Here is a 13,279-nt window from a genome sequence, read left to right as displayed (position 1 = left end):
CATATAAGGGCTCTATTTTTTATAATATCTATTTTTTTATTAAAATAAAGGTATACACTATTAACAAGCGAAATAAATCCAGAGAAAAATATAACAATTAACCATTCAAACATTCCTAACGGCTCCGTATGAAAAATGCCTTGAAAGAACGGAATATATATAACTGATACAAGCATAGCTATTGAAATTGCTACTGCACCCACTAAATATAAATTAGTAAAAAGCTTTATTTCAAAAATTGAATGGTTTTCCGATCTGCATTCAAAAACATGTATGAGCTGTGACATAATTAAAGTTCCAAGGGCAACAGTTCTGCTGCTCTTTAAATCAAGCCCAAAATACATTCCAATTATAAAAGAAAAGACCGTGCATATACCAATAAGGCATCCTCTTACTATAATCTTTTCACTTAATCCTCTGGAAAAAATACCTTCTTTTTTATCTCTTGGACTTTGAAGCATTATATCTTTATCAGGAGGATCAACTCCTAATGCCATAGCTGGAAGGCCATCCGTAGCTAAATTAACTAGTAAAATCTGTATAGGTAAAAGTGGCGTATCTAGGTAAAATAATGATGATAAAACATAGTTAAAACTTCTCCTAAATTACACGAAAGAAGATATCTTATAAATTTTCTTATATTGTTATATATAACTCTCCCCTCTTCAACAGCTGATATAATTGTAGCAAAATTATCATCAAGCAAAATCATAGCAGATGCCTCTTTAGTTACATCTGTTCCTGAAATACCCATAGAAACCCCAATATCAGCTTCTTTTACAGCTGGTGCATCGTTTACTCCATCTCCAGTCATTGCTACAATTTTGTCATTTCTTTTAAAAGCTCTAACTATTTTTAATTTATGTTCCGGGCTAACTCTTGCAAATATCTTTATTTTATTTACGGCTTTAGTCAAGTTCTCATCGCTTATTCTTTCAAGTTCGTCTCCACCCATAATTTCAGATATGTCTGAACATATACCAAGTTCCTTTCCTATAGCAAAAGCTGTGTTTTTATGATCCCCTGTAATCATAACTGGAGTTATTCCGGCTTTTTTACATTCTATAACTGCATTTTTAACTTCCGGCCTTGGTGGATCTATCATCCCTGCAACTCCAATGAAAATCAAATTTTTTTCTCTTTGGTTTTCGCCTATGTCATGCTCTTTATAGGCCCCAGCAATGCACCTTAACGCTTTTCTTGACATACTTTCAACTTGTCTATTAACTCTTATCTTATAATCCGAAGTAAATAATTGAACCTTTCCATTAATATAAATATATTTGCATCTTTCTATGATTCTCTCAGGTGCACCCTTTACATAACAGCATACTCCATGAGAACTTCTGCTTATGATGGACATCATTTTTCTCTTTGAATCAAATGGTATCTCTCCTAATCTTTTTTCCTTTGAAAGATAATCTTTAAGTTCTTTACCATTATCAAAAAAGGCTCTTATTAGTGCTGTCTCTGTTGGATCACCAAAAAGACATTCATCCATACTTTTTTTATTAAAATCGTAGTCGCAATCATTACAATATACAAAACTTCTTCTAAGTAATTCAAATTCACTTCCAGTATAAATGTTTCTTTCATATGTTCTATCATTAAGATATATTTCTTTGACTGTCATCTTATTTTGAGTTAAAGTCCCTGTTTTATCACTGCATATAACAGATGTACAACCAAGTGTTTCAACTGCTGGAAGCCTCCTAACTAATGCATTCCTTTTAAGCATTCTAGATACACCAAGTGCAAGCGCAACAGTAACTATTGCTGGTAAACCTTCAGGTATAGCCGCTACAGCCAAGCTTACTCCTACTAAAAACATCTGATATTTGTCCTGCCCTCGCATTATTCCTAAAGCAGTGACAATTACACAAATAAGTATACATGCAACCACTAGTATTTTGCCGAGTGAGGCAAGCTTTTGCTTTAAAGGTGTTTTTTCATCATCAATATTTTCAAGCATATTTGCTATTTTTCCCATTTCAGTACTCATACCCGTTGATTCTACTCTTGCACGTGCCTTACCTGTAAGTACTATAGTTCCCATATAAATACTACTATACTTATCATTTTTATATACTCCAACGGATTCTCCTGTTAAAAGTGACTCGTCCACAACAAGATTTGATCCATCTGCTATTATGCAGTCCGCTGGTACTCTATCGCCACTTTCTATAAGCACAAGATCACCTGGCACAAGTTCTTCTGCAGGTATTATCTTTATTATTTTATCCCTTATTACTTTTGATGTAGGAGCTGCCATTTGTTTAAGTGCCTCTAATGATTTTTCTGTTTTAAACTCCTGTACAAAACCTAAAATAGCATTCATAAATACTATTATTAATATAGTTACAGTATCTCCTTTTTCACCCATAAGTCCCGATATTATAGTTGCGGCAATTAAAACCCATATAATAAAATCATTAAATTGAGACAAAAATATCTTAACAGGTGAAATTTTTTTTCTTTTTTGTATAGTATTTAAACCATACTTTTTTCTCCTTTTCTCAACTTCTTCTTCCCTAAGTCCACTAATTAATTCATTCTCATTTATCACCTTATCACCTTCCCACTTTATTCCGCCTAAGCTAAATTAATTAATTTTTTCACTCTATATCTATAATCTATGCTTGTACATATCCATTTTATGCAGAAATACCGCTTTTACCCTTTACATTTCCTCCTTAAGATTATAAAATAAATACATACTAAAGATAAACAACTTTTAATGCTGGCTGAACCTTTTAAAACAGTCTGCTTAAAAGTTTTTGATGTTCAAACGAAAGGATGTGTAAAAAATGAAAGACGTTATTTACGTAACTGGACATAAAAATCCAGATACGGATTCAATATGTTCAGCTTTAGCTTATGCAGAATTTAAGAACAGAATTGGATCAACTACTGCCATACCTATACGACTTGGAGAAGTTAGCAGAGAAACTCAGTTTGCTTTAGATTATTTTGGTGTTACTGCACCTGAATTAATGCCAACTTTAAAATGTAGTGTTTCAGATCTCGACTTTGACAATACTGCTCCTATCTCATCTGAAATATCTTTAAAAATGGCATGGTCAATTATGAAAAAGTACAATGTAAAAACTTTGCCGATAGTTGATGATGATGGAAAGTTAAAGGGGATAGCTTCTGTATCCAACCTTACTTCAACATATATGGATATATGGGACAATAATATCTTAGCAAAAAGCAATACAAAAGTTGAAAATATAATCGATACTCTTGCTGCTAAAACAATATATTTAAGTGAAAAAGATCCTAAATTTCCTGGAAAAATATTAGTAGTAGCAATGCAACCAAGCAGTGCTGAAGAACATATTGAAGAAGGCGACATTGTAATTTGCGGTGATAGAAAAGATGCTCAAACTACAATTATAGATTCAAAAGCATCTCTTATGATTATTGCAGGAAATCATACTGTAAGCGATGAAATATTGAAAAAAGCAAAAGACTCAAAGGTATCAATAATCTCTACACCATATGATAGCTTTACAGCTTCAAGATTAATAGTTCAAAGTATACCAATAGGTTATGTAATGCAATCAAAGGACATTGTTTATTTTAGGACTTCAGATCTTGTTGAAGATATAAAAGATGTAATGCTAAAAACAAGATATAGGAGTTATCCTGTAATTGATGCTGACGAAAAAGTAGTTGGTTCTATATCAAGATATCATTTAATTTCACAACACAAAAAGAAAGTCATACTTGTAGATCATAACGAAATGTCTCAAGCGATAGATGGACTTCAAGATGCTGAAATATTAGAAATCATTGACCATCACAGAATAGGTGGAATGCAAACAGGAAATCCTATCTACTTTAGAAATCAACCTGTAGGTTGTTCATCTACTATAATTGCATCTATATTCTTTGAAAATGGAATAAGACCATCTAAAAAAGCGGCTGGTCTAATGGCTTCTGCTATTATATCAGATACTCTTCTTTTTAAATCTCCAACGACAACTCCTGTTGACAGAGAGATTTTAAAAAGATTATGTGAAATTGCTAACATAGATGCAGAAAAGTATGCAAGTGAAATGTTTAAAGCAGGAACATCTCTTGATGGAAAAACTGTTGAAGAAATTTTCAATCAAGACTATAAAATATTCAAAATAGCTGGTAAAAAAGTGGGTGTATCTCAGGTAAGTACAATGGATCTTGAAGGTTTTGAAAAGTATAGAAAAGAAATGTTTGAATATATGAATAAAAAAGCTAATGATGAGCAATTTGATGTACTTCTTTTACTTCTCACTGATATATTAAAAGAAGCTTCCCTTGCCCTAGCAGCTGGTAGCCACAAGGACGTTGTAGCTAAAGCCTTTAACGTAGCACTTAAAGAAGACAGTGCATATCTTCCTGGAGTACTTTCAAGAAAGAAGCAAGTAATACCACCTTTAACTTCAACTATAGAAGCTTTAAATGAAAAATAAAAAAGCACTTTTAGTGCTTTTTATTTTTGGCTAAGTTTAAAATAAACTCCCTCATTTTAAACATATTTAAAACATAGTATTACTTTTATTTACTCAGACTATTTACAAGCTGCCACATTTCATCTGCTGTTTTTAAGCTTTTTGACGAAAATTCATATGCCCTTTGTGCCACTATCATGCCCGTAAGTTCTGTAACCATATCTACATTTGACTCTTCAACAAATCCCTGCTTAATTTGTGAATTTCCCACTACAGAAACTTGAGCTCCATTTTTAGGGGAGAATAGGTTATCACCTATAGAAGTCATAGAATCATCACCAACTACATTATATAAGTTAACTTTTCCAACATCCTCAATTTGATTTTCATTAATTCTTATTCCTATTTCACCATTTTCAGCTAAGACAATATTGCTATCTGAAAATTGTACAGAATTAGGATTAACCTTATACTGTATATCTAAAATATTTCCGCTGGAATCAACAATTCTTCCATTACCATCAACAGAAAACTGACCATTTCGCTCATATGCTTTTGAACCATCTGGTCTTGTAACTCTAAAATAACCATCACCAACAATAGCAAAATCCGTTTTTTTATCTGTTTCAGAAGGAGTTCCTTGAGTATTATCTCTCATCCAATCATTTGCTTTAACTCCGGTTCCATTAATTGGATCATTGCCATTTGAAACTGGATATTCCCTTCCATTAATGGTTTCATAAACTAAATCACTAAAAGAAACAGATTGACTTTTATACCCTACTGTACTTGAATTAGCTAAATTATTAGCTATAGCATCAAGCTTCTCCTGTTCTGCATACATACCGCTTGTACCATTCCACATTATTCTAAACATAAAAGTTCACCTCATTAAAAATTAAAATATGGTATTTTAATCACACTTTTCCAATATCATTAACTGCTTTTTCTACAGTTTCATCTATATTTTTAACTACTTTTTGATCACTTTCAAATACTCTCATAGTAGCCATCATATCGGTCATGCTTGTTAGTGGATTGACGTTTGACTTTTCAAGTGCTTTATTTCGCACAAATACCTGAGCATTTTGAATAGGATTTTGTCCATCGTATAAATTATCCCCAATTTTTTTAAGAGAATTATAATCATTAAAATCCACTAAATCTAATTTATATGCCGCTTTTCCATTTATGGTTATGTTTCCATAGTTATCTGAACCCAGTGTACCTTGACCTACTTTTATAGGCTCGTCAGCTCCCGTATTAACGTTTTTTCCCATAACATAATCTCCGGAATCATTAACAAGATATCCATTCATATTTACATGAAAATGACCATCCCTAGTATAATAGTTTTTTCCACCAACACCGCCTCTATATACTGTAAAAAAACCTCTTCCTTCTATTGCAAAATCTGTGCTGCTGTCAGTACCTTCTATTTCTCCACCAGTAAAATCAGTAATAGTATTATCTGTCTGCTGCCCAAGATTTAATTTACCCAATACTGTTCTAGTTGGAACACCGTTTTTTATACTAGAATAATTTTGAACGTACACATCATCAAAGGATCTCGAATATAAGTTGTCACCTTTAAAGCCAACAGTATCAATATTAGCAAGATTATTACTTATAACTTCCTGTTTAGCTTCCTGTGTCATCATGCCGCTAATAGCTGTATAAAATGCTCTTACCATAAATTCTCTACCTCCATTTACTTAATAACTTTCATGTCGTTAGGATATTTCATACCATAATGATAAGCTTTTTCTTCAATTTCACCCTTTGACATAGTATGACCTGAATTTATATTATACATTGCAATTGTTGCAAAAACCATGCCAATACCAATGCCAAGTAAAACTTTTCTATCAAACAAAAAATTAAAAACTTCTTTTATTTTATATATAACTTTTGAATTAATAGAACTTCCCCCTTACCAATATTAAGTCTCTGAGATATTTCATCTGTTGATAATCCATCTTTCATAAGCTTTTTTATCTCTTTAGCTTTTAAGTTTTCTTCCTCACCCATATCATTATCTTCATCTGTGATATTATTGTCTACCACAACATCTATTTTTTTATGTATTTCATGGTTACTTTTATTTATATTATCGTCAGTAAAATTTTTTTCCTTAGTTTTTAAATTTAACTTTTTTATTGACTCAATTTCTTCCTTTAAGCTTTCTATTTCTTTCTGTAATTCAAATATTGTTTCTCCAAATTCCTTCCTTAATTCACCAAATTTCAAAATTATAATCTTCTGAATTAGGAGATATTCCTTTGATAGTTAATTAATTTTATTTAGCGATAAATTTGAAAATTTTCTGATATAATTATGTATATTGGAAGATTTTCATAAATGGAGTATGATCATTAACTTATGATTAATTAAACAATGTAAAGGAGCGTACGATATGAGAAGAAAAGATAGAGAAATTATGAATCTGAAGGAAATTGTAACAATTATAAAAAAGTGTGATGTATGCAGTTTAGCTTTATTTGATGAGGAATATCCGTATATTGTACCACTAAATTTTGGAGTGAATTTTGTAGAGAATAAAATAACATTGTATTTCCATGGAGCTAAGGCTGGAAAGAAATTAGAATTAATAAAAAAGAATAATAAAGTTGGTTTTGAAATGAATTGTTCGCATAAACTATTATTAGGTGAAAAAGACTGCAATTCAACTATGGAATATGAAAGTGTATGTGGAAATGGAATAGTTGAAATTTTAAATGAGTCAGAAAAACGAGAAGCATTAACTTATTTAATGAAACAATATAGCGATAAAGAAAAATTTGAGTTTGATGAAAATGCAGTAAATGCTGTTTCGGTGTTTAAACTAGAGGTTTCTGAAATACATGGGAAGGCGCATATAGGCAACAGATAGTGATGACAAGAGGAAGGAGGTGAGTATTTAGTGAAGTGTGTGTTTTTAGCTAATATAAGACACTTTCTCGCTAAATATGTAACATGGGTAATGTAAATTACAGTATTAAATCAAATGCAGAAAAATTTATTGTAATATACAATGAGTTAGATAGGTATATGAGGGAATACCTTGATGAAGATGATAGAATAGGACATACTGATTTAGTAAAGAGAATGTCTAAAAAAATAAAGTGTTTGCAAAAATAAGGATGATTTAATGTTGTTTGCAAAGCTTAGAAATTCAATAATTCACAATCCTTATAATAGAGAAATAGATCCTATTGCAGAACCACATGATAAGATTGTAGATAAATATAAAGAAATAAGAGATAGGGTGCTTAATCCTCCTGTTGCGCTAGATACTATTGCGGTTAGGGGTAAAAGTATATATTCAGTAACCACAGATGAATTTGCGTTTGATGTTATGAATGTTATGAGGGAGAATAATTATACTCATGTTCCTGTAATTGAGAATGACTTTATAATTGGGGTGTTTAGTGAAAGTACAGTATTTTCATATATGGTAGCTAATGAGGGAGTGCCAATTAATAGAGATACTAAAATAGAGGCATTTAAAGAATTTATTCCACTTGATAAACATGTTAGTGAATTTTTTTCTTTTGTAAGCAAGGATACATTAATATTAGAAATTGAAGAGATTTTTCAAAAAAAGTTTAGTGGAAAAAAGCGGCTTTCATTGATTTTTATTACTCAAACAGGGAAGGTTAAAGAAAAAATTTTAGGACTCATAACTCCTTGGGATGTTGCGACGAAATAATGTAAAATATTGTATTGATAGAGTGTATTGTAAATAGTACACTCTATTTTTTTATGAAGTGCTATAAATAACGTAAATTTTAATAATGTGATATAATAAAAAAACATACAAGCTTATAAATTAACAAAGAAAGGAATTAATTTGAGGTATGAACTTATTTATTGATGTATTAATTAGAACTGTAATAGAAACAGTATATTTAACAGGGGTCATTATTTTAATTGGCTTTTTGCTTGGGATACTTAGAAACAGCTCAATTAAGAATTTTCAAAGAAGCTTTGGAATGAAAGCTGTCATGGTAACAGCCTTTATTGGAGTTCCAATACACGAACTAAGTCATGCAATTGTTGCACTTGTATTTAGACATCGTATAAATGATATAAAGCTGCTTCAAAGGCCAGATTCAAGGGGTGTTCTTGGATATGTAAATCATTCATATAATCCGAGAAGTATTTATGAAGAAGTGGGAAATTTTTTTATAGGAATTGCTCCTATTTTTGGAGGTATTATATCTATAATTATTTTAATGCGATTTTTAATAAAAGATGCTTATAATAAGTTTATTCAGATAATAATAGTAAATTTTCATATGACTACACTAAATAGTGAAATATTTAAAGAAATTATAAATTCATATTTAGGATTAATAAAGACTATATTTTCAACTACTAATTTAAAGAATCCGTATTTTTATGTATTTATATTTTTAGCTATATGCATATCGTCTCATATATCTTTAAGCAGTGCAGACATAAAAGGAGCTTCAAGGGGACTTGCTATTATATTTATCATATTATTTGTGCTTAATATTTTAGGAATATTTAATGATATATCTAAACTTAGTATAGAGAGGTATAATATTTTTATAACAAGTTTTCTACTTATAGCTGTTATATTATCAGTTATAACATTTATCATAAGCGTAATTTTTACAATTATAAAAAAATTGAAAAGTTTATATAATGATTTATAGAAAGAAGGAATACAATGTCACAGCAAATATCAACAATAGGAAAACATTTTGAAAACTTATTTAGCACAATTGATAATAGATTGCTTACTGAGAAAGAACAAAAACTTAGAATAAAACTTGGAAATCAAATACATGACTCTATTTTTACAGAGGATATAACACATAAGATGAATGTTATGGATTTTTCACATATTGGTTTAATGGATGGTTCAAATGACGAAGTGGCATTTCTTTTCTCTACAATATTTCCAGTATTTATTGAAAATAATGGTGTCATTTTTAGATTATACAGGCATAAAATTGAGGTTGATTTATCTGACGAAATGGCAGACAGATACATCTTTATATTTTCAGAGGGTAGGTTTACTTCAGGTTTATTCCAATGCTTTAGATTGTATGACGATGAGTATGTCTATGGAATAAAAAAAATAATACAAGTAATTCCAATGCTTAAAAAAGCTATTTTAAAAGCTTTAGATAATTTGGAAAAAAGCAGTGAAAACTTTAAAAGTGATATGAATGATTTTAAAGGTAAGGTTAATTTGGCGGAAAAAAATTATAATGAGTTAGTAAATGAATTAAATATGTAAATAAATTATTTTTGGGAGCCTTAAATATGAGTGGAATAAGATATTTGATGAACGAAAAAATTGAGATAAAAAGATGTGAAAATAGGATACATGCATATAAATCACATTTTCACAATGAAATTTCTATTGGTTTTGTTGAAAATGGGACATCTACCTCTAAAATTGATAATAAGAGCTATGAAATAGCATCAAATACTATTCTTATAATTCCAGCAAAGATGGTTCATAAATGTACTCCACATAATTATAAAAAATGGAGTTTTAAGATGATTTACATAAGTGAAAATTTATTTAAAACAGCATTTAATAAAAAGGGTAGTGATTTAAGATTCTCATACATGAAATTAAATGAATCAGCGTTTAAAAATATTACAAAATTTATAGATGATTTTGAAGGTTGCAGCATAGATATAGAGAAGGAATCCATGTTTTTAAAGTACATTTATCCAGTCATAAATGTGGAAAATGCAAGTGTTTTAAAAAATTTTAGCTTGAAAGAAGTAAAGGAATATATAGATGATAATTACTTAAATAACATAACATTAGATGATCTTACAAAAATAAATAATGTGAGTAAATATTCACTTATAAGACAGTTTGAAAAACAGTATGGATTATCTCCACATAAATATATAATGAATCTTAGAATTAATTATGCTAAAAAAATTATTAGATCGAGTGAAGATTTTGCTTATGTGGCTATTGAAAGTGGGTTTTATGATCAAAGTCATTTTACTAAATACTTTAAAGAATATACTGGAGTAACCCCAATGGAATATAGAAGTTAACTGCAATTTTTTACAATAAATATTTATGCAAATCATTTATAATTATCCACGTAAGACAAGAAAGAAGGTATTTATAAATGATTAAAGGCAAAGGTTTAGGACATGTACTAGCTATATTAACAATATTGATTTGGGGTACAACTTTCGTATCTACTAAGATGCTTTTAATAGGACTTTCTCCAGAAGAAATACTAATATATCGATTTTTTATAGCTCTTATTATAGTGGTTTTTATTTATCATAAAAAATTTTAAAGTATTATCTTTTAAAGAGGAAGGACTGTTTTTTCTGCTTGGAATTACAGGGGTATCACTTTATTACTGGACAGAAAATTTAGCGTTAAAGTATACTTATGCATCTAATGTAGGATTAATTGTTACAGCTATACCTATATTTACAGCATTAATTGCACATTTTGTAACTCGAGATGAGAAATTAACAGTTAATTTAGTTTTAGGATTTCTAGTTGCAATGATAGGAATATTAATTGTTATGTACAATGGAAAAGCATTAAGATTGAGTTTGAAGGGTGATTTTATAGCAATGATATCGGCGATATCGTTTTCTATATATTCAATACTTGTTAAAAGTGTAAACAAAAAGTATAGCCAAATATTTGTTGTAAGAAAAATGTTCTTTTATGGAGTATTAACTATGCTTCCTGCATTATGCTTTTCAGATATATCGTTATTTAAGATAGCTAGTTTAAGTATAAAAATGCTGCTTAATATATTATATCTTTCAATTTTTGCTTCTATATTATGCTTTATAATGTGGAATAAGGCAATAATTATAATTGGTTCAGTAAAAACTGCAAATTATATATATTTTGTTCCTATGATTACAATAATTTCATCTATTATAGTTTTGCATGAAAGAGTCAATGCATTAATGATAGTAGGAGGAATATTAATAATAGGAGGGGTTTTTATAAACGAAAATGATAGGATAACGAATATTTTGAAGTTTGGGAAAAAAATTAAGGAAATGTTATAAAACAATGCTAAGCAACAAAATGGTTGCTTAGCATTGTTTTATAACAGTGATTATTTTAATGTTGGCATGCTTCCTGTCAAACTATTAACTGATTTTTGGTTTCCATATAAACATATTCCTAGGTAATTTAATTCTGAAGTTTTGAAACATGATAGCTTTTCTGTATAGTCATCATAATTTTTACATTTTTGAGCGATGTCATTAAAATCTATTACACTAATATCCTCACTGTGCTTTTCATTTATTTTTTTATAGAGCTTTTTAATTTCATCTTTTGTTGATGAAAGAATTGGCAAGGGAGTGTTTATTACGCCCTTATGCATAAAGCTATCGCTATCAATAATATCATCTCCTACAATGCTAGGAATAGATTTACCAAGTGTACAACCTAAAATAGCAGCTGTATTTGCTATAAGACCCAAAGGTAAGTTTTTATCAACTACAATAACACATTTTTTTCACAAACCATAATATTAAGACCTCCTTATTCGTTATTGTAGATTAATAGAAATCTTGTATATAGTAAAAAATTGCACTATAATAATAAAAAACATACTTTATTTTAAAACTAATGATAATATTACCCCAAAAGATAAAATGGCTTTTTATTGCATATAATGTAACTAGGAGACATATAATGAGAAATATAAGGAATTCTGCAAAGCTATGATTATAAGAAACAATAGTATTCTGCTTATTAAGAATTTAGATGATAATGGCTATTTTTATTCTGCAAAACTTTAAATTATAATTTATTTGTTGTAAAATATAATTATAAAATTTGCTTTTAGGAAGTGGTCTATTGCAAGGAGAAAAATGTGCGGTATGCGATAAAGAAGGAGAAAGACATCATATAGTTTATAAAAGCCAGGGTGGATTAGATTTCCCTCTTAATTATGTATATTTGTGCGCTGAGCATCATAGAGGTGTTAATGGGCCTCATAAAAACAGAAAAATAGATTTAAAATATAAGATTGAAATGCAAAAGAAAGTTGAAAGCATTTTAGTTGACGATTATTATAAGTTAAAGGATTTTATGGAACTTCTGCATATTAATAAAAGACAGGCAAAGCTTATAACAAGGGACTTTAAACTGTATAAAGAAGGGTATAAGAAAAAGGATATAGTGAAAAGAATCATGGGCGGTAAATTATACTATGATTATATGCTAGATGATAATTATGATGAGTCGTGGAACGAACTTGATAACTTAATCTAAAATTTTTATAAGTCTTAAGACGACTTTGTTATAAAAGTGAAATATAAAAGACTGTGATGCAGTCCTTTTATATTTCCTTTTCTTTTAGACTTTTTGCTAATTTTTCAGTAATTTTTTCAAACTCTTCCTTAAATAAAATTCCATTAATTGTTTGAGATTTTATAAGTTCTCCATTTTTATATACATTTATTGAATCACTTTTACCCTTAAATAAAAAATCACCTATGGTCTTTTCCATAAATATATCCTCCTCATATTACAGGTTAAAGGCTGTGAAAGATAATTTTTTTGGCAATTATCTTAAAACAACATTAACTCTCATTATACAAAATTAAGAATAAAATTTCAAGTAAGGGGCAAATATAATTTGTAAGGAGATGATTGTTTTGTCACATACTACTGGAAAAAAATCAACTAAAGAATTTTCAAAAAAAACAACAAAGCCTGAACCAATAGAAGCAAATAGTATGAAGGCACAGGCTACATATGCTAATTCAAAAAATGATCACAAAAATATAATGACACTATTAGAGAAAACTTAAGCAAGTAGGTTTAAAAAACGTTA

The 13,279-nt window shown here is 29.3% G+C and carries 17 protein-coding genes and 1 pseudogene; 11 read left to right on the top strand and 7 right to left on the bottom strand.

Annotated elements, in window-relative coordinates:
* Window positions 1–35: 35 nt before the first annotated feature.
* Window positions 36–2,563: pseudogene (locus AGR56_RS16940) on the bottom strand (calcium-translocating P-type ATPase, PMCA-type); the annotation flags it as partial.
* 244 nt (window positions 2,564–2,807) lie between these two features.
* Between AGR56_RS16940 and AGR56_RS16935 the strand changes: the two are divergent.
* Complete coding sequence (locus AGR56_RS16935) at window positions 2,808–4,457, top strand: putative manganese-dependent inorganic diphosphatase (protein WP_053243194.1); 1,650 nt, start codon at window positions 2,808–2,810, stop codon at window positions 4,455–4,457.
* Between the two features lie 85 nt (window positions 4,458–4,542).
* Here the strand turns inward: AGR56_RS16935 and AGR56_RS16930 are convergent, their stop codons facing one another.
* From AGR56_RS16930 to AGR56_RS16920, 4 genes are read right to left on the bottom strand one after another with little or no spacing between them, the layout of a single operon-like run.
* Complete coding sequence (locus AGR56_RS16930; RefSeq protein WP_053243193.1) at window positions 4,543–5,313, bottom strand: flagellar hook-basal body complex protein; 771 nt, start codon at window positions 5,311–5,313, stop codon at window positions 4,543–4,545.
* Window positions 5,314–5,353: 40 nt separating this feature from the next.
* Window positions 5,354–6,130, bottom strand: a complete 777-nt coding sequence (locus tag AGR56_RS16925) for a flagellar hook-basal body complex protein (protein ID WP_053243192.1) — start codon at window positions 6,128–6,130, stop codon at window positions 5,354–5,356.
* A 17-nt stretch (window positions 6,131–6,147) separates the two neighbouring features.
* Window positions 6,148–6,312, bottom strand: a complete 165-nt coding sequence (locus AGR56_RS20475; RefSeq protein ID WP_157055798.1) for a hypothetical protein — start codon at window positions 6,310–6,312, stop codon at window positions 6,148–6,150.
* A gap of 17 nt (window positions 6,313–6,329) precedes the next feature.
* Entirely contained in the window at window positions 6,330–6,686 is a 357-nt protein-coding gene (locus AGR56_RS16920) for a hypothetical protein (protein ID WP_053243191.1), read from the bottom strand.
* Between the two features lie 166 nt (window positions 6,687–6,852).
* Here AGR56_RS16920 and AGR56_RS16915 point away from each other — a divergent pair, with 166 nt between their 5' ends.
* From AGR56_RS16915 to AGR56_RS16890, 8 genes are all read left to right on the top strand, one after another.
* Complete coding sequence (locus tag AGR56_RS16915) at window positions 6,853–7,329, top strand: pyridoxamine 5'-phosphate oxidase family protein (RefSeq protein WP_053243190.1); 477 nt, start codon at window positions 6,853–6,855, stop codon at window positions 7,327–7,329.
* An 83-nt stretch (window positions 7,330–7,412) separates the two neighbouring features.
* Window positions 7,413–7,577, top strand: a complete 165-nt coding sequence (locus tag AGR56_RS22310; RefSeq protein WP_242851519.1) for a hypothetical protein — start codon at window positions 7,413–7,415, stop codon at window positions 7,575–7,577.
* Window positions 7,578–7,590: 13 nt separating this feature from the next.
* The gene (locus AGR56_RS16910; RefSeq protein WP_242851518.1) at window positions 7,591–8,148 is read left to right on the top strand and encodes a CBS domain-containing protein; all 558 of its coding nucleotides are present in this window, start codon (window positions 7,591–7,593) and stop codon (window positions 8,146–8,148) included.
* A gap of 148 nt (window positions 8,149–8,296) precedes the next feature.
* Window positions 8,297–9,121, top strand: coding sequence for a hypothetical protein (locus AGR56_RS16905; RefSeq protein WP_053243189.1), 825 nt, complete (start codon window positions 8,297–8,299; stop codon window positions 9,119–9,121).
* A gap of 14 nt (window positions 9,122–9,135) precedes the next feature.
* Window positions 9,136–9,711: a hypothetical protein gene (locus tag AGR56_RS16900; protein ID WP_053243188.1), complete on the top strand. Its 576-nt coding sequence runs from the start codon at window positions 9,136–9,138 to the stop codon at window positions 9,709–9,711.
* A 26-nt stretch (window positions 9,712–9,737) separates the two neighbouring features.
* Window positions 9,738–10,499, top strand: a complete 762-nt coding sequence (locus AGR56_RS16895; RefSeq protein WP_053243187.1) for an AraC family transcriptional regulator — start codon at window positions 9,738–9,740, stop codon at window positions 10,497–10,499.
* Between the two features lie 77 nt (window positions 10,500–10,576).
* Window positions 10,577–10,753: an EamA family transporter gene (locus AGR56_RS19790; RefSeq protein ID WP_198150073.1), complete on the top strand. Its 177-nt coding sequence runs from the start codon at window positions 10,577–10,579 to the stop codon at window positions 10,751–10,753.
* Between the two features lie 217 nt (window positions 10,754–10,970).
* Entirely contained in the window at window positions 10,971–11,495 is a 525-nt protein-coding gene (locus AGR56_RS16890) for an EamA family transporter (protein ID WP_053243186.1), read from the top strand.
* 50 nt (window positions 11,496–11,545) lie between these two features.
* Here the strand turns inward: AGR56_RS16890 and AGR56_RS16885 are convergent, their stop codons facing one another.
* On the bottom strand, window positions 11,546–11,941 hold the full coding sequence (locus tag AGR56_RS16885) for a DUF2000 domain-containing protein (protein WP_053243185.1): 396 nt from the start codon (window positions 11,939–11,941) through the stop codon (window positions 11,546–11,548).
* 356 nt (window positions 11,942–12,297) lie between these two features.
* On the opposite strand from AGR56_RS16885, the gene AGR56_RS16880 reads away from it, so the two are divergent.
* Window positions 12,298–12,714: an HNH endonuclease gene (locus AGR56_RS16880; RefSeq protein WP_053243184.1), complete on the top strand. Its 417-nt coding sequence runs from the start codon at window positions 12,298–12,300 to the stop codon at window positions 12,712–12,714.
* A 67-nt stretch (window positions 12,715–12,781) separates the two neighbouring features.
* Here AGR56_RS16880 and AGR56_RS20920 read toward each other — a convergent pair whose 3' ends face one another.
* Window positions 12,782–12,952 (bottom strand): hypothetical protein, encoded by a 171-nt coding sequence (locus tag AGR56_RS20920; protein WP_198150071.1) that lies wholly within the window; start codon window positions 12,950–12,952, stop codon window positions 12,782–12,784.
* 148 nt (window positions 12,953–13,100) lie between these two features.
* Between AGR56_RS20920 and AGR56_RS20470 the strand changes: the two genes are divergently transcribed.
* The gene (locus tag AGR56_RS20470; RefSeq protein ID WP_157055797.1) at window positions 13,101–13,256 is read left to right on the top strand and encodes a hypothetical protein; all 156 of its coding nucleotides are present in this window, start codon (window positions 13,101–13,103) and stop codon (window positions 13,254–13,256) included.
* Window positions 13,257–13,279: the final 23 nt, after the last annotated feature.

Source organism: Clostridium sp. DMHC 10 (genome assembly GCF_001270375.1).
In the GTDB taxonomy this organism is placed as follows: domain Bacteria; phylum Bacillota; class Clostridia; order Clostridiales; family Clostridiaceae; genus Clostridium_S; species Clostridium_S guangxiense.
Note: the sequence above shows the minus strand (reverse complement) of the source record. Positions and strands in the feature narration are given on the sequence as shown.

Coding starts and splice junctions, on each gene's coding strand:
- AGR56_RS16935 (WP_053243194.1), top strand. CDS start 2,808: ATGAAAGACGTTATTTACGTAACTGGACATAAAAATCCAGATACGGAT.
- AGR56_RS16930 (WP_053243193.1), bottom strand. CDS start 5,313: ATGTTTAGAATAATGTGGAATGGTACAAGCGGTATGTATGCAGAACAG.
- AGR56_RS16925 (WP_053243192.1), bottom strand. CDS start 6,130: ATGGTAAGAGCATTTTATACAGCTATTAGCGGCATGATGACACAGGAA.
- AGR56_RS16915 (WP_053243190.1), top strand. CDS start 6,853: ATGAGAAGAAAAGATAGAGAAATTATGAATCTGAAGGAAATTGTAACA.
- AGR56_RS22310 (WP_242851519.1), top strand. CDS start 7,413: ATGGGTAATGTAAATTACAGTATTAAATCAAATGCAGAAAAATTTATT.
- AGR56_RS16905 (WP_053243189.1), top strand. CDS start 8,297: ATGAACTTATTTATTGATGTATTAATTAGAACTGTAATAGAAACAGTA.
- AGR56_RS16900 (WP_053243188.1), top strand. CDS start 9,136: ATGTCACAGCAAATATCAACAATAGGAAAACATTTTGAAAACTTATTT.
- AGR56_RS16895 (WP_053243187.1), top strand. CDS start 9,738: ATGAGTGGAATAAGATATTTGATGAACGAAAAAATTGAGATAAAAAGA.
- AGR56_RS19790 (WP_198150073.1), top strand. CDS start 10,577: ATGATTAAAGGCAAAGGTTTAGGACATGTACTAGCTATATTAACAATA.
- AGR56_RS16890 (WP_053243186.1), top strand. CDS start 10,971: ATGATAGGAATATTAATTGTTATGTACAATGGAAAAGCATTAAGATTG.
- AGR56_RS20920 (WP_198150071.1), bottom strand. CDS start 12,952: ATGGAAAAGACCATAGGTGATTTTTTATTTAAGGGTAAAAGTGATTCA.